At 66.3% G+C, this 22763-nt stretch carries 17 protein-coding genes; 11 read left to right on the forward strand and 6 right to left on the reverse strand.

Annotated elements, in window-relative coordinates:
• Window positions 1–89 precede the first annotated feature (89 nt).
• From BUB09_RS00070 to BUB09_RS00115, 10 genes are all read left to right on the forward strand, one after another.
• A complete protein-coding gene (locus BUB09_RS00070) occupies window positions 90–707 on the forward strand; it encodes an NTP transferase domain-containing protein (protein ID WP_072892638.1) in 618 nt (205 codons plus the stop codon).
• Window positions 700–1710: a GTP 3',8-cyclase MoaA gene (gene moaA, locus BUB09_RS00075; protein ID WP_072892640.1), complete on the forward strand. Its 1011-nt coding sequence runs from the start codon at window positions 700–702 to the stop codon at window positions 1708–1710. The genes BUB09_RS00070 and moaA overlap by 8 nt, the downstream gene beginning before the upstream one ends.
• Before the next feature lie 55 nt (window positions 1711–1765).
• Window positions 1766–2011 (forward strand): MoaD/ThiS family protein, encoded by a 246-nt coding sequence (locus BUB09_RS00080; RefSeq protein WP_139250043.1) that lies wholly within the window; start codon window positions 1766–1768, stop codon window positions 2009–2011.
• Window positions 2012–2021: 10 nt separating this feature from the next.
• A complete protein-coding gene (locus BUB09_RS00085; RefSeq protein ID WP_072892643.1) occupies window positions 2022–2513 on the forward strand; it encodes a molybdenum cofactor biosynthesis protein MoaE in 492 nt (163 codons plus the stop codon).
• Window positions 2513–3445 (forward strand): bifunctional molybdenum cofactor biosynthesis protein MoaC/MoaB, encoded by a 933-nt coding sequence (gene moaCB, locus BUB09_RS00090; RefSeq protein ID WP_072892645.1) that lies wholly within the window; start codon window positions 2513–2515, stop codon window positions 3443–3445. Before BUB09_RS00085 ends, moaCB begins: the two co-directional genes overlap by 1 nt.
• 13 nt (window positions 3446–3458) lie before the next feature.
• Window positions 3459–4658: a molybdopterin molybdotransferase MoeA gene (locus BUB09_RS00095; protein WP_072892646.1), complete on the forward strand. Its 1200-nt coding sequence runs from the start codon at window positions 3459–3461 to the stop codon at window positions 4656–4658.
• Between the two features lie 208 nt (window positions 4659–4866).
• Window positions 4867–6306 (forward strand): TolC family protein, encoded by a 1440-nt coding sequence (locus BUB09_RS00100; protein WP_175550069.1) that lies wholly within the window; start codon window positions 4867–4869, stop codon window positions 6304–6306.
• Window positions 6307–6328: 22 nt separating this feature from the next.
• On the forward strand, window positions 6329–8641 hold the full coding sequence (locus BUB09_RS00105; protein ID WP_072892650.1) for an RND family efflux transporter: 2313 nt from the start codon (window positions 6329–6331) through the stop codon (window positions 8639–8641).
• Entirely contained in the window at window positions 8641–10146 is a 1506-nt protein-coding gene (locus tag BUB09_RS00110; RefSeq protein WP_072892651.1) for a hypothetical protein, read from the forward strand. Before BUB09_RS00105 ends, BUB09_RS00110 begins: the two co-directional genes overlap by 1 nt.
• Window positions 10143–10892 (forward strand): hypothetical protein, encoded by a 750-nt coding sequence (locus BUB09_RS00115; protein ID WP_072892660.1) that lies wholly within the window; start codon window positions 10143–10145, stop codon window positions 10890–10892. The genes BUB09_RS00110 and BUB09_RS00115 overlap by 4 nt, the downstream gene beginning before the upstream one ends.
• A gap of 121 nt (window positions 10893–11013) precedes the next feature.
• Here BUB09_RS00115 and BUB09_RS00120 read toward each other — a convergent pair whose 3' ends face one another.
• Window positions 11014–11649 carry an outer membrane beta-barrel protein gene (locus BUB09_RS00120; RefSeq protein ID WP_072892661.1) on the reverse strand — a complete coding sequence of 212 codons (636 nt, stop codon included), beginning with the start codon at window positions 11647–11649 and terminating at the stop codon, window positions 11014–11016.
• A gap of 149 nt (window positions 11650–11798) precedes the next feature.
• Between BUB09_RS00120 and BUB09_RS00125 the strand changes: the two genes are divergently transcribed.
• On the forward strand, window positions 11799–14063 hold the full coding sequence (locus BUB09_RS00125; RefSeq protein ID WP_072892663.1) for a glycoside hydrolase family 3 N-terminal domain-containing protein: 2265 nt from the start codon (window positions 11799–11801) through the stop codon (window positions 14061–14063).
• A gap of 12 nt (window positions 14064–14075) precedes the next feature.
• Here the strand turns inward: BUB09_RS00125 and BUB09_RS00130 are convergent, their stop codons facing one another.
• The 5 genes from BUB09_RS00130 to BUB09_RS00150 all read right to left on the reverse strand — a co-directional run bounded on the left by BUB09_RS00130 (window position 14076) and on the right by BUB09_RS00150 (window position 22763).
• Window positions 14076–14933 carry an alpha/beta fold hydrolase gene (locus BUB09_RS00130; protein WP_245793030.1) on the reverse strand — a complete coding sequence of 286 codons (858 nt, stop codon included), beginning with the start codon at window positions 14931–14933 and terminating at the stop codon, window positions 14076–14078.
• A gap of 8 nt (window positions 14934–14941) precedes the next feature.
• The gene (locus BUB09_RS00135) at window positions 14942–15223 is read right to left on the reverse strand and encodes an acyl carrier protein (RefSeq protein ID WP_072892664.1); all 282 of its coding nucleotides are present in this window, start codon (window positions 15221–15223) and stop codon (window positions 14942–14944) included.
• 27 nt (window positions 15224–15250) lie between these two features.
• On the reverse strand, window positions 15251–16027 hold the full coding sequence (locus BUB09_RS00140; protein WP_072892666.1) for a CatB-related O-acetyltransferase: 777 nt from the start codon (window positions 16025–16027) through the stop codon (window positions 15251–15253).
• Window positions 16028–16138: 111 nt separating this feature from the next.
• Complete coding sequence (locus tag BUB09_RS00145) at window positions 16139–17752, reverse strand: alkaline phosphatase family protein (RefSeq protein ID WP_072892667.1); 1614 nt, start codon at window positions 17750–17752, stop codon at window positions 16139–16141.
• A 52-nt stretch (window positions 17753–17804) separates the two neighbouring features.
• The gene (locus tag BUB09_RS00150; protein WP_084083039.1) at window positions 17805–22763 is read right to left on the reverse strand and encodes a type I polyketide synthase; all 4959 of its coding nucleotides are present in this window, start codon (window positions 22761–22763) and stop codon (window positions 17805–17807) included.

The following is a 22763-nucleotide window of genomic DNA, read 5'->3' on the forward strand; positions in this document are numbered from 1 at the left end:
TCGTCGCAGCGCAGCGCAAGCGCCCGGTACCCAGCCCCGATCCACCGCGACAGCCGGCCTCCGCCATCGACCGAAGGCTACAATCGGCCATGCAATCGACACACCCGCTCACGATCACCGACGACCGCCGTCGCCGCGCGCTGCCGGCCGGCGGCATCCTGGCGGGCGGCGAAGGTCGGCGCTTTGGTGGTGTCGACAAGGGCTGGCTGCGCTACGACGGCAGCGCGTTCGTCGAGCGCGTTGCGGCGGCTCTGGCGCCGCAGGTCGGCTGGCTGGCGATCTCGGCCAACCGCAACCTCGCCGCCTATGCAGCGCTGGGATACCCGGTGCTGACCGATCGGATCGGCGCGGGCCCGCTGGCCGGCTTGCTGCGCTTGCTCGAAGCGGCGCTGGCGGCCGACAGCGGCGAATTCTTGCTGAGCGCACCCTGTGATGCGCTGAATTTGCCGGCCGATCTGGGCCTGAGAATGGTCGAGCTGCAGCGTCAAAGCGGCGCCGACATCGTCGTGCTGGCCGACGACGCTGGCCTGCATCCGGTGGTCAGCCTGACTCGCTGCACGCTCGCCGCCGATCTGGCACGACACCTTCAGGCCGGTGACTACTCGGTGCAACGCTGGCAGCAGCGTCACCGCCGCGTCGTCGCGCAACTCGGCGGCCGCTTGCTGAACATCAACGACGCAAGCGCGCTGGAGGCCGCCGATGCTTGAGCCGCCGCGCGATCCTGCACCGGGCGCGCTGGTCGACCAGCACGGCCGCCGCAAGCGCAAGCTGCGCTTGTCGTTAACCGACCGCTGCAACCTGCGCTGCGCCTACTGCATGCCGGAGCATCCGACCTGGCTGCCGCGCCGCGAGCTGCTGACGATCGAAGAACTGCTGCAGCTCAGCGGGCTGTTCGTGCGCCAACTCGGCATCACGCACATCCGTCTGACCGGCGGCGAGCCGACGCTGCGGCGCGGCTTGCCGGAGCTGGTGCACGGCCTGCAGGCGCTGCGCGCCGACGGCTTGCAGCGCGTGTCGATGACCAGTAATGCCACGCGACTGCGCGAGCTGGCGGCACCGCTGCAGGCGGCCGGCCTCGACGATCTGAACATCAGCATCGACGCCCGCGATCCGGAGCTGTTCCAGCAGCTGACGCGCGGGCCGATCGAACCGGTGCTCGACGGCATCGCGGCAGCGCGCGAAGCCGGGCTGCCGTTCAAGCTCAACGCCGTCGTCATCCGCGACTACAACGACAGCCAGATCGAGACGCTGGCGGCCTGGGCGTTCGAGCAGGACCTGGAACTGCGTTTCATCGAGTTCATGCCGCTGGACAATGCGCAGCAATGGAGTCGCGATCGCGTCGTCACCGAGCAGGAGATCCTGCAACGTCTCGGCAGCCGTTTCGGCATCGTCGAAAAGCAGCCGCGCGTGGGTGCCAGCCCGGCCACCGAATACCGCGTCGGCGGCCGTCATCGGCTCGGCATCATCACCACGGTGTCCGATCCGTTCTGCGGGTCCTGCGATCGGGTGCGGCTGACCGCGATCGGTGAACTGTTTGCCTGCCTGTTCTCGGCGCGCGGCACCACGCTGCGCGACGCACTGCGCAGCGGTGCTGGCGACGCCGAGCTGATGGCGCTGATACGGGGCGGCGTCTGGAACAAGGAAAGCGGCTTCGCCGCGCCACGCGGCTACGTCGAGCGGCCCATCACAATGCATCGTCTGGGCGGATGAATCGGTCGCTTGCGGGCGCCGCCAGCATCCGGCCGTTGTCGAATCGATGGAGAGCATGAATACGATCACGATCCGCTTCTGGGGCATCACGGCGCGGTTGGCCGGTGCTGAGCAGCGCGTACTGCAACTGAGCGCCGGCGCCCGCGTCGCCGATGCGGTCGAGCATCTGCGCCTGGACGCGACACTGTCCGGCGAGCTGCCGCGCTGTGCCTACGCGGTCGGCGACGATATGGTGGGCCTGGATCATCCGCTGGCCGACGGCGACGAGCTGTCGGTACTTCCGCCGGTATCGGGCGGCTAGAGGCGCTGCGATGAACCAATCCGTCACCCTGCCCCACATCCAGCAGCAGCCACTGCAGCTTGACGCGCTGCTCGCCCAGACCGAGCGCCCCGACTGCGGCGCGCTGGCGATCTTTGCCGGCGCGGTGCGCAACCATCATGAAGGCGCGGCCGTCAGCCATTTGATCTACACGGCGCATCCGGCGCTGTGCAACAAGATCATCGCCGCGATCGAGCAAGAGACGCGCGAGCAATTCAATGTGCCGGAGTGCCGCATCGTGCACCGCATCGGCGAGTTGCAGATCGGCGAAGTGGCGATTGTCGTCGTCGTGCGCGCGCCACATCGTGCCGAGGCCTTCGCAGCGCTGCGTTACGCCGTGGATTCGACCAAGCATCGCGCGCCGATCTGGAAGGAAGAGTTCTATCCCGACGGCAGCTCGTCGTTCGTCGCCGGCTGTTGCATCGCCGACGGCTTCGAGCCGCCCGACCATCTGAAGCTGCTGCCCAAGAAAGAGAACACCTGATGCAGGACATCACGCTCAAGCCGAGCACGCTGCGCAGCGCCACCGCCGAAGGCAAGCTGTATTTGCCGGCCGACACGATCGCGTTGGTGCGCGGCGGCAAGGTCAACAAGGGCGACGTCGCCGAATGCGCGCGTATCGCAGCGCTGATGGGCTTGAAGAAGACCTGGGAGCTGTTGCCGCACTGTCATCCGCTGGCCGTACTCGACGCCCGCATCGACATCGACACGCAGGACGATGGGATTCTGGTGCGAGCACTGGTGCGGACGATCGCGTCCACCGGCGTCGAAATGGAAGCGCTGACCGCGGTGTCCGTCGCACTGCTGTGTGCCTACGACATGCTCAAGCCGCACGCACCGGCAGCCGCGATGCGCATCGGCGACGTGCATCTGGCCGAGAAGAAAGGCGGCAAGACGCAGTACCAACGCAAGGCAGGCACGGCGACAGCCGCCGTGGTCGTGCTGTCAGACACGGTCGCGGCTGGACGCAAGGCCGACACGGCTGGCGCCTCGGTGCGTGACCGCCTGGCCGATGCCGGCTTTGCAATCGCCGGCTATGACGTGCTGCCGGACGAGATCGCACCCTTGCGCGATGGCGTGCAGCGGCATATCGACGCCGGCGTGGATTGCATCATCACCGTCGGCGGTACCGGGCTGTCGCCGCGCGACCGGACGATCGAAGCGATCCGCGATCTGATCGACACCGAAGTGCCGGGTTTCATGGAAGCCGCGCGCGCTTTCGGACAGGCGCGCACGCCGTACGCGATGCTGTCGCGCGGCATCGCCGGCATGTCCGGCAACAGCTTCATCGCGACCTTTCCCGGCTCGCGCAAAGGCGCTGAAGAAACGCTGGCCGCGGTACTGCCCGCGCTGATCCACTTGATCGACGTCCATAAGGCGCAGCGCAGCAGCGTGCACGACGGCGGCTATCAGTGAGCGGCGCTGCGCGATGATCGACACCGACCTGGCGCTGCAGAAAATCCTCGACGCGCTGCCGTCGCCCGATTCCACTGAACTCGATCTGGACGCCGCGCTTGGCCACGTGCTGGCCGGACCGGCGATCGCGGCGCTCGACCTGCCGCCGTTCGACCAATCCGCCGTCGACGGCTATGCCGTGCGTCACGCCGACATCGCCGATGCCCCGCTAGCGCTGCCGGTGGTGCAGACGATCGCAGCGGCCGCGCGCGACGCCGCGCCGGTGTTGGCCCCCGGTACCGCGGCGCGGATCTTCACCGGTGGCTGGCTGCCGCTGCATGCCGACACCTCGGTACGCCAGGAACTGACCGAGCGTGACGGCGACCGGGTGCGGGTGCTGCAGGCGCTGCCGGCGGGCACCGACGTCCGTCGTCAAGGCGAGGAATTGCGGCTCGGCGACACGATCGGTCGCGCCGGCCAACGGATCACGCCGGGACTGCTCGGCGCCATCGCGATGGGCGGCGTTTCCCGCGTGCGCGTTCATCGCAGGCCGCGGATCGCCATTCTGATTACCGGCGACGAGGTCGCGCCGCCCGGCGCGCCGCTGCGGCCCGGGCAGATTGCCGACGCGAACGGCCCATTGTTGCGAGCGCATCTGCAGCATTGGGGTTATCACGCGGTGACGCTGCACTACGTCGGCGATCGCTACGAACAGGTTTGCGACGCGCTGGCCCAGGCCTTCGCCAGCGCCGACCTGGTGCTGACCACCGGCGGTGTATCGGTCGGCGATCACGACCACGTGCCTGCCGCTGCGCAGGCCGGCGGCGCGCAGACCGTGTTCTGGAAAGTCGCGCAGAAACCCGGCATGCCGCTGTACGTGGCGCGCCAGGGCCGCGCGCTGCTGTTTGGGCTGCCGGGCAATCCCGCGTCGGTGCTGGTCAACCTGCTGGTCTATGTCAGGCCGGCGCTGGCACGGTTCGAAGGGCTAGCCGATATGCCGGCTTGGCGTCATGGCCGCCTGAGCCATGACGTTCGCGCTGAAGTCAGCAAGACGCTATGGCTGCGGATGCGGGAGACGACCGATGACCAAGGGCAGTCGCTGCTGCTGCCGCTGGAGCGTCAGGCCTCGCACATGCTGAGCAATCTGGCCGATGCCACCGTGCTGGTCCGGGTGCCGGCCTCCGCCAGCGGGCGCTGCACCGCCGGAACGATGGTGCGCTGGATCACACTGTAAGCGGTGTCTTACAGCCTCTATCCAATTGCGCCGACGCCCTGAAAAATCGCGTGCAACAGTCGTGGACGGCGGCGGATTGTTTCAGTAGAGTCAGGCGCTTAACGGTGACTTCGAAGTTGGCGCGTGATGCGTCCGCTGCTACGCGATGGTCGCACGCGACAGGGTGCCGGGTGATTCTGCTGGCAGCTTGTCTTTCAGGGAGAACAATGTGGGGCATCGCGTGCTGCTGTCGTCGAGCATGAAGCGTCTGCTGTTGATGATCTGCCTGTGCCAAACGGCACCGCTGGTCGCTGCGGACAGCTCCGCACTGGGTGATCTGCGCTTCGGCGCCGCCTATGTCCGCGCCCGCAGCCTGTCGCCCGACCTGCAGGTGGCCAGCGCGGCGGTGTCAGTCGCGCGCAGCGCCGAGCAGACCGCTCGTTCGGCGGAGTTCCCACAAATCGGCATCCGGGGCGAGTACGACTGGGCGCACCAGAAGGTCGAAGGCGATTACTTCGGTGTTGTCGATATCGACCGGTCGGACACGTTCAATCGCTACGCCTACGGGCTGGGCCTGACCCAGGCGCTGTATCGGCCGGATCTGTTCCGCACGGTGGACCTGGCCAAGATCAACGTCAGTGCCGCCGAACTGTCGATGGATTCGGCCGAAGCCAAAATCGCACTGCAGTTGGCGCGGGATTACTTCGCCGTGATCGACGCGCTCGAAGTCCTGCGCGGTCAATACGCTCAGCTGTCCGCGACGATCGAGCAGCAGCGTCAGATCGAAGATCGTTTCAGCTCGGGTCTGGTGAAGGAATCCGACGTGGCGCTGGTTCGTGCTGCGCGCGCAAGCGCGGAAGCCGACAAGATCGACGCCGAAGACGCCGTGCAGGCGGCCCGGATGAAGCTGGCGCTGACCGTCGGCGGCGACTTCAAGCGGATCGGCGTGCTGCAACCGCAGACACCGCTGCCGCCGCTGAACCCCGGCGACCTGCCGTCGTGGCTCAAGACCGCACTCGAAAAACAACCTGCTCTGGCAGCAGCCCGCGCTGCGGTCGAGGCCTCGCGTGTCGGCATCGAGTTGTCCAAGAGCCGCCGGTTGCCCAAGGTCAATATCGTCGGCACCCATGCCTGGTTTGACGCCGACGGCGGCATTTCTGGCGCGCGTACCGACCTCGATCAGCGGATCGGTGTCGAAGTCAGCATGCCGCTGTTTACGAGCGGCGCCATCTCGGCCGACGTCAATCGAGCCGAAGCGCAGTTGATGCAGTCGGAAGCCAAGCTCAGCAGTGCCGAATTGCAGGTCAAGACCGAAGTGCAGCGCGCCTGGATGAGTGCGGCGTCATCGCAGCGACAGATCGACGCACGCCGTCGCGCTGTCGAGGCCGCCATTCAATCGGAGAGCAGCACCCGCGTCGGCCTCGAGGTCGGCACCGAAACCACGGCCGACTGGCTGCAGTCGGTCCGTCGCCGATACGAAGCCGAGCGCGATCTGGCACGTGAGCGTCTGGCCTACCTCGGCTCGATCATCCAGCTCAAGGCCGCCGCAGGCGTGCTCAACCGCGAGGACATGGCGCGCACCGAACTGCTGCTCAAGTTCCCGGAGCCGGGCTGGCCGCAGCCGCCGGCGACGGACACCAGCGCGACCGGCAGTCGACCGCTGCGCTGATCGGCCCTCGTTCGCCCTCCACATGACTGCCGAGACGCCGTCGCCGGCCGCTACTCCGGGCCTGCACCCCTACTGCCGTGCCGAGCTGTCGCGGATCAATGCGGTCCCGCAGCTGGGTGCCTGGACGCGTCGCTACGCGCCACTGTTCGATGGTCAGCGCAGCCCCGAGCAGCGACTGGCCGCCGCGTGCGAGCAGTTCGGGCAGACCGAATCCTGGCAGATCGCCGAAGCCGCCATTGACCTGGCGCTGGCGGGGCTTCTGGACCCGGGTATTCGAGAGCCGCTGCCGGCACCGACGCAGATGGAGCGGGACCCCTGGGGTCGCGATCTCGATCCCAAGCGCCATGACCTGATCCCGCCGCCAACGCTGCTGCCCGGCAACCTGGCGCGACCGGGGTTGCCCGGCGCGATCGCCGGCAACTTCAGCGGCCTGCATCGCGGCACCGCCGATGAAGTGCAGCAGCCACTGCCTCCCGGCCCGTTTGCTGCGCTAGGGCGGTTTTTCTCAGCACCATCAGCTGACGCCCGACTTGGTTGGGCCGTGTTGTTGATGGTCTGCGGCGGCTTGTTCGCCATCTGGAGCGTACGCCTGCAATTGGCGGCCACCGTGGCCGGGCTTGCGCCCTGGCCTCGTGCGCTGACGATGTTGCTCATTGCGTCGGCGATCAACAATCTGGTGGTGCAGAGCGCGAGACTGGCAGCCGTCCGTCGCAACACCGGGGAGTGGCCCGATTTCGGACTGATGTTCATGCTGCGACTGGTGCCGAAGCTGTTCACCAGCACCGCAGGGCCCGCCGAACGCACCGACGAGCAGGGCCGCTCGCAGATCCTGATGGCACCGCTGACGGCCCTGCTGCTGCTGAGCTTGTTGGCGCAGCTGGGGTGGTTCATGGCCCGGATGGGACCCGGACTGTTGCCGGCCTACTTCGTCGTTCAAGCAGCCAGTTCGCTGATGCTGTTCCTGTTTCTGGCCAATCCGATGGCCCGTCGCGACGGCTACCACTGGCTCAGCCACCGGCTCGGCGTGCCGGACCTTCGGGATCAGGCCTGGACCTCGTTGATGGGTTTCGACCGCCCGTGGAACGAGCGTCCCCTCCCCTCACGCCGCGTGCGCCAGCTCTATGCCGGCTCGATGATCCTCTACATGGCGGCGATCATCGTGCTGTATCTGATGTTTCCCGCACGACTGCTCGAACGCGCGTTCGGCGGTGCCGGCGTGGTCCTCTTTCTGGTGGTGTTCGTTTTCTCGATCTATCGCCAAAGCCGGCGCGGGCTATATCAGCGTCAATCCCTGGAGCCTTTCAGCGTGAAACTTCCCACTCTGTCGAAAACGACCTGGATCATCATCGGCGTCGTGGCGCTGCTGTTCGTCGTGCCCTACCCCTATCAGCCCAGCGGCGTTGCCGTGGTGCTGCCGCGCGACCGTGCCGAAGTGCGCGCCCTAGTGGCCGGCGACGTCAAGCAGGTCCTCGTGCAGGAGGGCGATCTGGTCGAAGCCGGTCAGGATCTGCTGCTGCTGTCCGATGTGCAGACGCGCGCCGAAGTCGCAGCCGCCGAAGCGACGCTGCGCCGGGCCGAATCCGAGCTGGCGATCGTCAAGACCGGCGGCGCCGCCGGCGAAGTCCAGCTGGCCCGCGAAAAGCTCGAAACCGCGCGCAAGCGTCAGCAGTTCGCCCAGGCCGAAGCAGATCGTCTGGCCAAGGCATTCAGCCGCAAGGCCGTGTCGCCGCAGGAATACGAGGCAGCGCGAGGCGCCGCTGCCGTGCGCACCCAGGAAGTGATCGAAGCCCAGCAGCAGGTCAAGGTCATTGGCAACCCGGCGCGTGACGAGCGGATTGCGGCCCTCGAAGCCGAAGTATTCAAGGCCAAGACCGAGCTCGCCTACCACCAGGAACAGCTGGCAAACACGCGCGTGCGTGCGCCAATCGCCGGCCGCGTTGTATCGGAAAAGCTGCTGTTTTCGCGGGGTGCCTATCTAGCGGTGGGCGCGCAGATCGCCTACATCGAAGATACCAGCCAACTGCAGGCCGAGATCGAGCTGCCAGAAGCCACGATCGGCAGTATTTCCAGCGACGCTCACGCCTGGCTCCGGGTCTGGGCATTTCCGGGCGCGAGCTTCGACGGCAAGGTCATTCACGTGGCCCCCGACGCCGAGGCCGGCGACTACGGCAAGGTCGTGCGCTTGCGCGTGCTGCTGGATGACCCGGGCACCCAGCTCAAGCCCGGTATGACCGGACAGGCCAAAGTCCACAGTCACTGGACGATCGCAGGCATCGCCTTTACGAAGGCGCTCGTGCGTTTCGTGCTGGTCGAAGTCTGGTCCTGGCTGCCGTAATGCAGACCGCGTCGCAAGCCGGTACCGGACGCGGCGACGAGCAGGGGCTGGTCGCCGAAGACTTTCGGATGATCAATCGCAGCGGCTTCGGCGACGGGCTCAATTCCTATACGCACAGCATGGCCTGGTTCCAAGGCCGGCTGTTCGTCGGCACCACGCGCGGCGTGTTGCAGATGAACAAGTGCAACGAGCCGATGCCGAACATGAAGCCGTGGCCGACCGACTGGAAGGCCGACGTCTACGACTACGACCGTCGCGCCGAAATCTGGCGCTACGATCCGGCCGACGGCCTCTGGCAGCGCGTCTATCAGGCGATTTGGGTCAACGACGCCCAAGGCAAGCCAGTGCCGCGCTACATCGGCTTTCGCGGCATGGCGGTATTCCAGGGCGCCAGCGACTCCAAGCCCTGCCTGTACGTGTCGACCTGGGCGCCGGCGCGCGCGCCGGAGCCGCCGGACATCCTGCGCTGCGACGACGGCGAGACGTTTCATTCAGTGCCGCGTCCGCCGTTCGGCCCGCAGGTCCGCTCGTTCCGCACACTGCAGCGCTTTCAGGGCCGAATTCACACGACGCCGACCAGTTCCAGTGCCGTTGTCGATGGTGTGCGCCGCGCGCAGGACTCGGTCGGCAGCGAATCAACGATCTACTGCACCGACGATATCGCCGGCGCCCAGTGGACCAACGCCAACATCGAAGGCTTCGGCGAACGCGCCAACGTCACCGTATTCGAAATGTGCGAGTACCACGGGCGGCTCTACGCCGGCACCGTGAATCCGCGCGGCATGCAGCTGTGGCGTACGGAACAGGCCGACAAGCCGCCCTACACATGGAAAAAGGTGCTCGACAAGGGCGCCTACCGCGGCCCGCACAATGAGGCGGTTGCCAGCCTTTGCGTGTTCAAGGGTGCGCTCTACGTCGGCACCGGCATTGCCAACGGCGGCTTCCACCGCCAGTTCCGGATCGGCCCCGCCGCGTCCGAGATGATCCGCGTCTGGCCGGACGACACCTGGGAGCTGCTCGCCGGCCTGCCGCGCGACACCCCGCAAGGCCTGAAGGTGCCGCTGTCGGGCTACGGCGCTGGCTTCGACAACCTGTTCAACGGCTACATCTGGCGCATGGCCGAGCACGCCGGCTGGCTGTATATCGGCACGTTCTCGTGGGCCAACGCACTGCCCTACGTGCCGATGAACACCTGGCCCGAAGACGTGCTGGTGCTGGTGCGTCGCTGGGGCTTGGACCGGCTCAATCGCGACATGGGCGGCTTCGACCTGTGGCGCACGCCAGACGGCGTTCGCTGGGAATGCGTGACGCGCTCGGGCTTCAATAATCAGTACAACTGGGGCGTGCGCAATTTTGCGTCGACGCCCCATGGTCTGTTCCTCGGCACGGCCAACCCTTATGGCCCCGAGGTCTGCATACAGCGCAATGGCAAGTGGCAGTACGTGAAAAACCCACGTGGCGGCTGCGAGGTGTTTCTCGGCCACAAGCGCGAGGCTGACCAATGAGCCGGGTACTGATCATGCTCGGCGTGCCGCATACCGGCATCGAGGATCAGGCGCTGCGGCTGGCGCAGGCCGCCGGTGGTGTCTACTTGGGCGACCTGCAGTTGTCGATGGTCGACAAGGTCGGCCATCTGCCCGAGTTGTACGCATTGGCGCAGACGCCCCAGCACGAACCGCTGTATCAGGCACTGCGTCAGCATCTGCCGTCGGCGGCAGGCAACCCCGCTGCCTATCTGGCGGCGCATGCTGACTGGAGCATCGCCGAACTGCAGCGCGTACTGCTGGCGGCGATCGACGCTCCGCTGGTGACGATCACCGACAGCAGCGCGGGCTTTCGCATCCATCAAGTCGAGCGCTGGTTCGCAAGGCTGCCCGACGCCGACTACCTGCACGTGACGACTTCGGTCGCCCGGTTCATCGACGCGGCACAACTGCATTACCGGGGCAAGCTGTATGTGCCGCCGGATTATCGCGATCACAACCTGTTCAACAGCGCGCCGGTGATGAAGCCGGAGCTGGCGTGGTACCAGGTGAATGCCACGCTCGCGCGAGCGATGTCGGATGCCTGGCAGCTGCGCAGCGCTCGCGTCGACCTCGACACGCTGGCGTCCATGACGGTGGCGGAGGTGCTGGACCGAATCGGAGTTGGCGGCGCGCCACAGTGGCCGCATGCCGAACCCCGTGCCACCGCGATGGCCCCGACGCTCAATCAGCTGGCGCTGTCACTCGGCTACCGCGCGACCACCTGAACGACGGCGGCGCGCGGTGTCCGTTCCGTTTGGCGCCGGCTGCATGACCGCATTGCGGACGAGCCCACTGCAACCCAGATGACCGGACTCGCCGCGACGCGGCAGCGAGTCCGGCAACTGCTCAGAAGCGCGCTTCGAGACCCAGATACAGCGCGCCGAGGCTCAGCTCGTTCTCGTCGCTGTCTTCCAACGCGTAGCTCTGCAAGCCCACCACCCCCGCCAGCGACGGCGTGAAGCGATAGCCGACGGTGGCATCGAGCGTGGCGCCGGCGGTCTCTTCGACGTCGAGGAACGACAGCTCGACCGACCACAGCAGCTTGCCCTTGCCTTGGTCGGCGATACCACCGGTCAGACCATAGCCGTTGCCGTCTTCACCTTCGCCTTCAACCTCGATTTCGAGCTGCACGAACTCGGCGACGCCGTAGAGGCGCACGCCTCCGACATTGGCGCCATAGCCGGCACCGAGGCGCAGCGCGCTGATGTCGGTATCGATGTCGAAGTCCGTGCCCTCGACGTCCAACTCGTCGGCAGATGCCGACGTGTACTCGCCGCGCAGGAACACGTGCTCGCTGACATCGAACGCGCCGCGAAAATCGAACACCGTGGTGTCGGCGTCGGCGTCGAAGCCGCTCGTTTCATCCAGCTCGAAACTGCCGGTACCGATGGCGCCGCGCACGGTACCGCCGGCATGGGCAGGAGCGGCGAGGCACAGCATGGCGAGCGACGCGGCGGCCGCGACGGCAAACGAAGATTTCATTGGTTTCATCCCTGTGATGTTGATTTGTCGTTGTCATCGTCGGCGCCTCGACGCCGACTCGCTATGTTGGTCGGCACCGCATCGGATTGAAAGAGGCCGCGTCCGCGCAAGCGGGCGATACTGCACGCCCACGGCTCAGCAATCGCACCATGTCCACGATGCTCAAACGGCTTGCCGCGCTGCTGATCGGTGCCACGGTCACCTCGCTGGCCAAGGCTGCGGCACCCGACGATGCCGCGATCGACGCCCTGATCGGGCAGATGACGACGGCCGAGAAAGCGGGCCAGCTCACGCTGGTCGCCGCCGTCTACGAGCACGAACCGTCCGACCGGGAGCGTGCGCGCGGCGAGCCGACCGCGATGCAGCGACAGCTCGACGAGATTCGCCGCGGCCGCATCGGCGCGGTGTTCAACGGCATCGGCGCCGCGTGGGCTCGGCAACTGCAACGCGCGGCCGTCGAGCAGTCGCGGACGAAGATCCCGGTGCTGATCTCGGTCGATGCGATCCACGGCTTTCGCACGATATTCCCGGTACCGCTGGCCGAGGCGGCCAGCTTCGACCCGGCACTGGCCGAGCGCGTCGCACGAGCCACGGCCGTCGAAGCGACCGCCGCCGGCGTCGCTTGGAACCTCGCACCGAACGTCGATATCGCACGCGATGCGCGCTGGGGCCGTGGCGTCGAGGGCGCCGGCGAAGATGTGCATCTGGCACAAGTGATGGCGGCGGCACGCGTACGCGGCTATCAGAAGAACGGCCGTCTCGGTGACGCCGATGCGATGCTGGCCACGCCCAAACACTTTGCCGGCTATGGCGCCGCCGAAGGCGGACTCGATTACAACGTCGCCGAGTTGTCAGAGCGCACGCTGCATCAGGTCTATCTGCCGCCGTTCAAGGCCGCGTTCGATGCAGGCGCCGGCGCGGTGATGGCCGGCTTTCACGAGATCGGCGGCATTCCGTCGATGATCCATCACCGGCTGCTGACCGGTTTGCTGCGCGATCAATGGCGTTGGGACGGCATCGTCGTGTCGGACTACGCGGCCGATCACGAGTTGATCGAGCACGGTGTCGCCCGCGATGACCGCGACGCGGCACGACGCGCGTTCATGGCCGGCGTCGACGTCAGCATGACCAGCCGGCTGTATCAGCAATACCTGCCGGACCTCGTCGCCAGCGGCGAGGTGCCGATGGCACGCCTCGACCAGGCGGTACGCCGCGTCCTGCGCACCAAACGCAATCTCGGCTTGTTCGACGCGCCCTACGCCCGGATGGACGTCGCCCGCGAGCGAGCGCAGACGCGCACGGCGTCCATGCGTGCGCTGGCCCGCGAGGCGGCCCAGCGGGCGATCGTCATGCTGCGCAATCAAAACGGATTGCTGCCGCTGTCGCCGACCACGTCGACGCGAATCGCGCTGATCGGCCCCATGGCCGGTGGGCCGGCGGACTTGAATGGGCCTTGGACCGTGTTCGATGACCGCCACGATGCGGTCAGTGTCGAAACCGGCCTGCGCGAGGCGATGACCGACCCGACACGACTAAGCGTGACGCGCGGCAGCGACATCGAAGTTCCTATCGCTGGCGGCATCGAGGCCGCCGTCGCAGCGGCGCAACAAGCCGATGTCGTCGTGCTGGCGATCGGTGAGAGTGAATCGATGTCCGGTGAGGCGCAGTCGCGCACCGACATCGTCGTGCCCGCCGCACAGCAGGCGCTCGCCGAAGCGGTAAAGGCCACCGGCAAGCCGATCGTCGTGTTGTTGAGGACCGGCCGCGCGCTGGCCTTGAGCGGCGCCGTGCGCGACGCCGACGCGATTCTGGTGACCTGGTTTCTCGGCGCCGAGACCGGGCATGCGATCGCCGACTTGCTGTTCGGCAAGGTCGCTCCCAGCGGCCGGCTGCCGGTCAGCTTCCCGCAGGCCGCAGGACAAGTGCCCTACTACTACGCGCACAAGAACACCGGTCGGCCACCGCCGCCTGGCCCGATGCGCGAGTACACGGCGCGCTATCGCGACCTAACCGCCGCGCCGCTGTATCCCTTCGGTCATGGGCTGGGCTATGCAAGGGTCGACTACGGCGCCACGCAGATCGATGGCAGCGACCAGCTCGCCTGGGACGGCGAGCTGAGCGTCAGCGCGCGCTTGCACAACACCGGCACTCGGGCCATCGATGAAGTCGTCCAGCTGTATCTGCATGACCGCATCGCGAGCGTCACACGACCGGTACGGGAACTGCGCGACTTTCAGCGCGTCACGTTGGCACCCGGCGAACAGCGCACCGTGAGCTTCCGGCTGCGCCGCGATGCGCTGACCTTCGTCGGCGAGGACTTGCGCACGATCGCCGAACCCGGTGAGTTCGACGTGTGGATCGCACCGTCGGCGACCGGCGGCACGCCGACGCGATTCACGCTGCTGGGGCCGTAAGCCCCGGCCCGATCAGCTCACGCTGTCGAGAAAGCGCTCCAAGCTCGGCCGGACCGTGGCGGCATGCGACAACGGAAAGAAGTGCCCACCTTCCGGCACGGTTTCGATCGCCGCCTGCGGCAGCAGTGCCGACAAGCTGCGGCACGAGGGCATGCAACGCGAACGCTCGCCGTAGATCAGCAGCAGTGGCGTATCGCGCAGCCGCTGCGCCAGTTGCGCGGCGTCGACGCCGGGCATCAGCAATTGCTCGCGTACGCCGGGCAGGTCGATCAGATCGATCCAGGCGCGCGCGGTCCGCGCAGCGCCGCGGCCTTCGCCAAATGGCGTGACGGCGTCGCGGGTCGGCAAGGTTTCATTGGCAGCCTTCAAGCGCGCCACGACTTCGAGGAAACGCAGGCCGATCTGTTCCTCCTGCGACCAATCGATGCCGGATCGCTCTGCCACGGCGATCTCGAACGGCGACAGGTACGGCATGTCGGCCAGCATCTGACGCGGCTGCAAGGCATTGACCTTGGTGTCCATGATCGTCAGCGAGCGCGCGCGCGCGGCATGCGCCGCAGCGTATTCAAGCGCCACGCCACCGCCATAGCTGTGCCCGACCAGATCGCAGCGCTCGATCTCGAGTGCGTCGAGCAGCCCGGCCAGCTCGGCCGCCAGCGCCGTCGACGAATAGCCGCTGGGAGCGCGGTCGCTATAGCCGTGCCCGCGCAAGTCGTACATCGTGCAACGGAAGCGCGCGGACAGCGGCAAGGCGTACTGCGCGAACCAGAATGCACGGCTCGCGGCCAGCCCATGGACGAATACCAGGTCCGGGCCTTCTCCGATCTGCTGCCAGGCGAGCTTGACGCCGCCAACCACGGTCTCGCCCAAGGGACGGCCTATACGCGCTGCGACAGAAAGTCGGCGATCTGACCGATGGACAGATCATCGACGTAGCGGCCGTCCTTCATCAGCAGTTCGTTGAACGGCAGCTTGCTCTTCTTGACCATCTGCTCGATGGCGACGACCAGCTGGATGATGTCGATCGACTCGAAGCCCAGGTCGGCCAGCAGCCGCGTTTCTCGCGTCATGTCGCCGTCAAAATCGTTGTCCCAGTCCTGCGTGAAGTCTTGAAGCAACTCAGAAAGCTGGATGACGAGGGTGTCGCTGGTAACGGACATGGGACTCCGGGGGTTGGTTTGGGTGAATCAGGCAAAATACAGCGGACGGTCGCGCTTCTCCACCACTCGTTCGCCGTTCACGTGGCGCACGCAGTAGGTGTCCGGACGCAGCGGCTGCAACTGACCGTCGGCCAGTTGCTGCTCGAAGAAGGCCAAGGTTTGCTCGACCTTTGAGTAGTCGACTTTTTTCTTGAAGGGCGCGAGGTCGTAGCGCCACCACTGCAGCTTCTGGAAGCGCTCCACGATCTGCTCACTGAAGCGCAGGCGGACGACGCGGGCCGGCGCACCGATGGCGATGGCATAGTCGGGAATATCGCGAGTGACCACAGCGCGAGCCCCGATCGTCGCACCATTGCCGATACGGACACCGCGTTTCACGAAGCAGCCAGCGCCGATGTAGGCCTCATGGCCAATATAGGTTTCGCTGGGCACGGTATCGACATAAGAAGGGCCGTCGTCGGCCTCCGGCGCCAAGCGTACGAAGTCATCGAGCTGGTACATCGACGGCATGTATTGGGGCCGGGTAAACGCGAACGGATGGGAACTGAAGTAATCCTGAGGATGCTCGGGCGGGCCGAGGATCGACGACTCCCCGATCTGCGAGTAGCGACCGAAATGGACGCGATAGGCGCAGGTCACGCCGGCCGCATTGAAGAACGTGAACGCACCGAGCGTGCAGTCCTTCAACCGATGTGCCTGTGGCCAAGCGGGCCGCTCAAAAGCGAGGCGCCCGTTGATGCCGCTACCGTCGTCTGCCACCAACCCGCATTGCAGCAGCGAGTATCCCTTGATGTCGTCTTGCATACGTTACCGATCCTTGGCTTGCGGCCCGGATCACGCATCAGCCATGCCGAACTGTCAAGTTTGGTATGGCTGATGCGTCGTTCTGCTTAGACGACCGTCACCTGCAGGGACTCACTCCATGTAGCCGAGCATCTGCAGCTGTTCGATGATCTGCTGCTTTTCGGCGGCGTCCATCTCTTCGCCGCCTTCGCGCTGGACCTTTTTGGTCGGTGCACCCTTCTTGATCGGGTGGGCCGCGACGTACTCGGGCGTGAAGAACGCGGTCGCGACCTTGCCCTCCATGTCCTTGGGCACCGCCAGGTCGAGGCTGTACAGCAGCGTCGGGCAGACATCACGAATATCGCAGCGGTCGACCATGCCGGCGGCCGCGATGCCCTTGCCGGCAGCCATAAAGATGCCGTCCGGGTGATGCGTGCCGGCCGGCGTCGGCCGCTTGACGACGGCCGGCTGGATGTTGCGGATCGACACGAAGCCGTTGTCGCGCAGCACCAGCGTCAGGTCGCAGGCCTTGTCCATGTGAGCGCCCGGGAACCATTCCTCGCGCTTGAGTACGTCGACGACCACGGGCTCGCCATCTTCGTTGCGCAGCGACTTCAGGTCGGCGATCAGCTTTTCGCGGAAGCTTTCGTACTCGGACGGCTGGATCCCCGGCTCGCCCGGCTTGTTCGACACGCGGATGTGGATACCGTTGCTCGACGGCGTACGGCAGTACGCGGTGGTCTTGCTCCAGTCGAGATTGGCGAAGTCCGAGGCTTCGCGACGCAGCGCTTGCTCGCTACCGTCGTTGGTCGCCCAAGCCAGGTAGCCCTTCTCTTCCAAGAACACGTTGATGCGCAGCACTTCGACCGATGCGGTGAATCCGTGGTCCGATGCGAAGAACACCTGCACGTCCGGACCGCACAGCTTGACCAGCTGCTCGATGTAGTCGTCGACGTTGCGGAAGTATTCGAGGCAGACCTCGCGCATCCGCAGGTCGTATTCGCTCGGGTCCTTCTTCAGCAGCTCCGGATCAAGGTACGGCCAGGCCTGGTGCTGGATCTTGTCGGTGCCGTCGAACATCACGGCCATCAGCTCCGGCTGTTCGTTCTTCAGCACGTACTCGGCGACCTTGAACCACTGGTGCTCGCGCGGCAGGTGATAGCTCACCCACTTGTACGTGTCTTCCGGCGACAGGACTTCGGTGGCCTGCTTTTCGTTGTCGAAATCCCAGGCCAGCTCCTTCGGATCAAATCCGGAGATTTCAGCCTTGAGCTTTTCGAACAGGCCGGTCGGATGCGAGTTGCGACGCAGATGCTTGGCCGGAATGAAGCCCGGCACGACGACGCCATTGGTTTCCGGCGGCGGCGGCGCCGTCAGCGGGAAGTTCAGCGCGGCGATTTTCTTGCCATTGCGGTTGGCGATCGCCCAGATCATCTCGGAATCGACATCGCGGCTGTCGTACAGCGTCCAGTAGACCTCACCGCCCTTGTCTTCGGCGCGAATGAAGTCGAACACGCCGTGAGCGCCCGGATTCTTGCCGGTCATGATCGACGTCCATGCCGGCGGCGTCAGCGGATTGGGCGTCGAGCGCAGCTTGGCAGTGACGCCGCCCTTCAGCAGCTTGGACAGAAACGGCATCGTCACGCCGACACCGGGCAGCTCGCGGGTCATCTCGTCGAGCACCGTATACGTGCAGCCGTCCAGGCCGATGAAAAGCGTCTTGGTCTTGGTGTTCAGCGATTCCATGTCAGGGTTCCGTTGTGACGCTTCAGTTGAAAACGAAAGGGATGCAGCGTGGTCATGCCGTACGGCCGAGCGTGACCACGGCCGAACCAGAACGGGTCATGCCGCGGCACAGTGCCACGACGGTATCCGCTCGTGCAGATTCCGTACCGCTGTTGTAGTGCAACTCGATCTGAAACTCTTGGGCGCCGCGGCGAACCCGCGCCCAACGCGGCGCCACATCCGTATCGGCGTCGCTGATCTGCCAGTCCTGGGGGCGGCCTTCCAAGCCAGTCCCCGCCGATTTGGCGGCCGCTTCCTTGGCGCACCACAGTGCCACGGCGGTACGGCGCAGCACGTCGCGCGGCACGTTCTGGAAGTATCGCTGCGATTCATCGGCCGTGAACGCACCGGCGATCAGGTCTTCTGCGTCGACACGATCCAGATGCTGGAAATCGATACCCGGCGCCGAATCGGCAGGACCGCAGGCCGCCACGGCGGCGCGCCGGCTGTGGCTGATCGACACCGCCGGCAGCAGCACGCCCGATGGCCAACCCGCGACATCGACGACGTAGGGCTCGCCGGTGGCGCGGTTGCCGATACGCACGTCCGCCGCGGCTAAATCCAGCTTCAGATATTCGGCAGCCCAGGCACGCACGGCGTCCTTGGCCGCGACACGGCCCACCAGCCATTCTTCGCGACGCGGCCCGGTCGGTGGCAACTCGCCGCTGAACTGACGGCGCTCGTCTTCATCGAGCACCAGCGCGGCGAGCATCCGCTTCCAGACGGCGCTGCCCTGGTCGAGATAGCCGGCTTCGAATGCCGGCAACTGCCTCAGCATCAAGCCGCTACCGGCCAGCTCGGTTGCCAGCAACGGTTCGGACAGGTAGCGCTCGATCGGCGCGAGCCGGAAGCGATACAGGTTTTGCGGTGCGGAGTACTTGACGTCTTCCCAGTTGGCGGCGCGGGCCAGCAGCACGCCTTCCGAATCGATCAAGTCGAACTGGCAATCGAGCTTCAGATCACCCAGTCGCAGATCGGCTCGGCACAGCAGCTCGCGGTTGGGCGGCAGCGGGTCGCGATACTGCGTGTAGTGGCCCAAGTTGTACGGGAAGCACTTGTAGCCCCAGCTGAGCTTCTCGGTCAGCCAATAGCCGGCCAGCTGGCCGGCTGCGTCGAGCAGCGCGGCGTCGATGCGGAAACGCGGCGTGCGCGTGAACGAGAAATAGTCATGCGTGGCAATCGTCGCCAAGTCGGCTTCGATGCCGTCTTCGTTCCAGCCGCGCAAGCTGCGCACACCTTGCAGCCGGGGACCATGGAACATGCCGTGGCGATACAACTCGCCCGGCGGATTGGTTCGCGCCGGCAGCAGCGTGTCGGTGCTCAGCGCACGCGGCGGCGGCGGCGCCGGGTACTGCGCCGCCAGCGTCACCTGGCCTTCGAACACCAGCGTCGCGGTGCTGACGTCGTGGTACGGGTCGAGCTGGAACAGCTTGACCGCGACACGCGGGGATTCGCTCGGGGAGCGCAGCCGCACGGCTTCGATCCGCAAGCTCAGCCGCTTGTCGTTGTCTAGGCTCAGCCAGCGATGCCCTCGGCAGGACTCGATGCTGATCACCTTCAGCTCGCCGCCGGCCAGACGGCAGGCCGCCTCGGCAACGATTTCCATGCTGAACGTGAATGGCACGACGATCAGCGGCAGCAACTGCGTCTTGCGTGCCGATGGCGGCAGGCCGATCGCATGATCGAGCAGGAACAACTCGGTCTGCGCCGTGTAGAGACGCTCGCTGATCAAATGCTCGTTGTCGTGTTCGAGCAAGCGACCCAGCATCGGGTAGTCCGGATCCAGCCACTCACCGGTCGATGACGGCGGCACGAACGCCGGGCGGTCGGCGACTGGCGCCGGCGCAAGACCCGGCAGCAGCGTCGACGGGAGGTGCGCCGGCAGCCCGCCGAGCACACGCGACTGGCTATCGAGAAACGTCTGCATCAGCGAGAAATGCGACTTGAGCGCAGCGACGCGCGGGTCGGCCGGCTTTGCCGGCACGGCAGGCGCCGGCGTCGGCACGGGCGCCGCGCTGCCATCAGCAGCACGCACGACCTCGCGGACCACTTCCCGGACCACGATGCGCGGCTCGCTGTCGGTGACAGCGCGTTGCCCCGGTGCCCAGTCGGACGGCACGCGCATCGTCGGCATCTGCAGCTTGATCTGCAGTCGGCGGCGCGCGACCGCCTTGGGTTCGGCCAGCAGGTCCAGCGACGGCAGCTCGCGTTGTACGTAGAGTGCGGCCGGGTCGAACGCCACACCGCAGGCAAACAACTGCGCCAGCGTTGCGTGCAACTGGCCGACGTCGGACTTGCGGCGGCTGTTGGTCGACAGCGCCAGCACGTCGCGATGTTCGCGCAGCGTGTCGCCGACGAATGCGGTCAGGTTGCCGCTGGGTCCGACTTCGACGAAGACGCGATAACCGTCGTCGTACAAGCGCTGCACCGTCTCGGTGAAGCGCACTGGATTTTCCCACTGCTGCGCGGCCAGTTCACGGATCGCATCGGGCTCGTCCGGGAACGGTGCCACGGAGCGCGCCGAATAAAGCGTCGTGCGGCCGGGGCCGAAATCAGCCTGCGCGAAGTACACGCGGTAGGCATCGGCCAGCGGCTTGAACAGCGGCGTGTGGTAGGCGCGACCAAACGGCAGCACCTGACAGATCGCACCCTCGTCACTCAAGCGCTGCGTCAGCGCTTGGGCCGCGTCGGGCGGACCGAACAGAATCAGCTGATTCGGGCAGTTGTCCATCGCCAACTGCATGCCGCTGGCGCCGCCGAGCAACTCGGCGCGCAACTCGGGACGCAGCGCGCCGATCGACAGCAGCGTGCCTTCAACGATGCGACCCTCGGCTTCGAGCTGACGGAAGATCCGGTTGAGGTCACGCACCGACTCGGCGATCTCGTCGCGCGCCTTGAAGCGGCGCAAGCGGCAGGCGGTGACGGCAGTGTTCTCGCCGGTGCTGTGGCCGAGCATCGCATCGGGTGCAAAGCCAAGATCGTCGAGCAGCGCCTGCAGCGCCATGCTGGCGGCAAACACCGTCTCGGCCGCGACGTCCATCTCGTACAAGCGCGCTTCATTGGCGCTGCGCTCGGCGTCGGTCAGCCCCGTCGGAGCCGGAAACACCGCGCTGCTGCGCGGCGCCGCGCCATTGCGCAGCGCTGTGGTTTCGATGAAGTCGAACCAGTCGCGCACCTGCGGAAAGTGCAGGCACAGATCGGCCAGCATGTTCGGGTACTGCGCGCCTTCACCGGGGTACAGGAAACAGACTTTGCCCGGTACGGCGCCGTGTCCGTAGTAGATGCCGCCACGACCTTTCGGCGGCTTGGCGGCGCCTTGTTGCAGCGTCTCGATCGCCTGCGTCAGCTTGCGCGTCAGATCGGCCGTGTTGTCGGCGACGATGGCCAAGCGGTGCTCACCACGCGTGTGCGCGCTGCTGGCGCGGGCGATGACGCCCAGTTCGACCGGCGGCGTGGCTTGCGCGTGAGCCAAGGCCGCACGCGCCAGTTCGAGCAGACCGGCAACGCTGTCGGACGCCAGCGTCAGCAACTCGCTCGGTGTCGGCCGCTGCAGGACCTGCACCTGCGTGCGCTGCGGGCCGCGGTACTCCTCCATGATCACGTGCGCGTTGATGCCACCGAAGCCGAACGCGTTGACGCCGGCACGACGCGGATGCGACTTGCCGTGAATCCAGGGCCGGGTCTGGTTGTTGATGTACAGCGGCGTGCGCTCGAGATGCAGCTCCGGATCGGGCTCGTCGCACAGCGTCGGCGGCAGAATCTTGTGATGCAGCGCGAGCGCGGTCTTGATCAGCGACGCCGAACCCGATGCCGGCAGGCAGTGGCCGATCATCGACTTGACCGAACCGACCGCAATCTGCGGACCGACACCGCGCTCGCTGTAGGTGGCCAGCAGCGTCTGGATTTCGGTGCGGTCACCAACGTCGGTGCCGGTGCCGTGAGCTTCGATCAAGTCGATCGACATCGGGTCGATGCCGCTGGACTGGTAGGCGCGCTGCATCGCCAGCACCTGGCCTTCCAAGCGCGGCGTCAACAAGCCCTTGGCGCGGCCGTCGGAGGCGACGCCGATACCCTGGATCAACGCATAGATGCGGTCGCCGTCACGTTCGGCATCAGCGCGGCGCTTGAGCACCAGCATGCCGATGCCTTCGCCGAGCAGCGTGCCGCTGTGGCCCTTCTGGAACGGCCGCAGCTGGCCGTTGGACAGCGCCTTGATCTGCGAAAACTGCACGTACAACTGCGGCGGAATCTGCGCCTGGCTGCCGCCGGTGATCATCAGATCGCTGCGGCCGGTCACCAGCTCGCGCACGGCTTGGTCGAGCGCCATCATCGTCGAGGCACAAGCGGCGTCGACGATGTAGTTCGGGCCCATCAGATTGAGCCGGTTGCAGATCAGGCCGGTGATCACGTTCGGCGTCAGCTGGCTGACCAGCTCGCCGCTGTACGGCGGCAACTGCGCCTTGAAGCGCTCACGCAAGTCCAGCAATTCCGCCGGCGTGAAGTCGGGGCGCAGCCCGGTCACGGCCTTCATCATTTCGTCGACGAACAGCGCGTGAAACATCACGTTGGCTTGTCCGCGATTGGTATACGTGCCGCGGCCGATGATGACGCCAGCGCGGCTACGGTCGAAGTCGCGCTTCTTGTAGCCAGCATCGGCCAGTGCGTCACCGGCCTGCTTAAGCGCCAGCAAGTGGTCCGGGTCGCCGCCGTCGGCCTGACTCGGCATCACGCCGTATTCAGTCGGGTCGATCACCGCCAAGTCGCGCAGGAAGCCGCCGCGATTGGTGTAGATGCGGTCGTTGCGCTGCGCCCACGTGTCCTTGTCGAGCCAATGGCTGGTCCATTCCTCGTCGGCCGGCGCCACGGCGTCGACCTTGTCGAGGATGTTCTGCCAGTACTGCCGCGCATCGCGCGCGCCGGCATAACAGCCGGCGACGCCGATGACGGCAACGTCCAATGCGCTGGCGCTCAC

Source organism: Hydrocarboniphaga daqingensis (assembly GCF_900129825.1).
GTDB lineage: Bacteria > Pseudomonadota > Gammaproteobacteria > Nevskiales > Nevskiaceae > Hydrocarboniphaga > Hydrocarboniphaga daqingensis.

Excerpts from the sequence above, each read along its gene's own strand:
- BUB09_RS00070 (WP_072892638.1), top strand. The coding sequence starts at position 90 with ATGCAATCGACACACCCGCTCACGATCACCGACGACCGCCGTCGCCGC.
- moaA (WP_072892640.1), top strand. The coding sequence starts at position 700 with ATGCTTGAGCCGCCGCGCGATCCTGCACCGGGCGCGCTGGTCGACCAG.
- BUB09_RS00080 (WP_139250043.1), top strand. The coding sequence starts at position 1,766 with ATGAATACGATCACGATCCGCTTCTGGGGCATCACGGCGCGGTTGGCC.
- BUB09_RS00085 (WP_072892643.1), top strand. The coding sequence starts at position 2,022 with ATGAACCAATCCGTCACCCTGCCCCACATCCAGCAGCAGCCACTGCAG.
- moaCB (WP_072892645.1), top strand. The coding sequence starts at position 2,513 with ATGCAGGACATCACGCTCAAGCCGAGCACGCTGCGCAGCGCCACCGCC.
- BUB09_RS00095 (WP_072892646.1), top strand. The coding sequence starts at position 3,459 with ATGATCGACACCGACCTGGCGCTGCAGAAAATCCTCGACGCGCTGCCG.
- BUB09_RS00105 (WP_072892650.1), top strand. The coding sequence starts at position 6,329 with ATGACTGCCGAGACGCCGTCGCCGGCCGCTACTCCGGGCCTGCACCCC.
- BUB09_RS00110 (WP_072892651.1), top strand. The coding sequence starts at position 8,641 with ATGCAGACCGCGTCGCAAGCCGGTACCGGACGCGGCGACGAGCAGGGG.
- BUB09_RS00115 (WP_072892660.1), top strand. The coding sequence starts at position 10,143 with ATGAGCCGGGTACTGATCATGCTCGGCGTGCCGCATACCGGCATCGAG.
- BUB09_RS00120 (WP_072892661.1), bottom strand. The coding sequence starts at position 11,649 with ATGAAATCTTCGTTTGCCGTCGCGGCCGCCGCGTCGCTCGCCATGCTG.
- BUB09_RS00125 (WP_072892663.1), top strand. The coding sequence starts at position 11,799 with ATGTCCACGATGCTCAAACGGCTTGCCGCGCTGCTGATCGGTGCCACG.
- BUB09_RS00135 (WP_072892664.1), bottom strand. The coding sequence starts at position 15,223 with ATGTCCGTTACCAGCGACACCCTCGTCATCCAGCTTTCTGAGTTGCTT.
- BUB09_RS00140 (WP_072892666.1), bottom strand. The coding sequence starts at position 16,027 with ATGCAAGACGACATCAAGGGATACTCGCTGCTGCAATGCGGGTTGGTG.
- BUB09_RS00145 (WP_072892667.1), bottom strand. The coding sequence starts at position 17,752 with ATGGAATCGCTGAACACCAAGACCAAGACGCTTTTCATCGGCCTGGAC.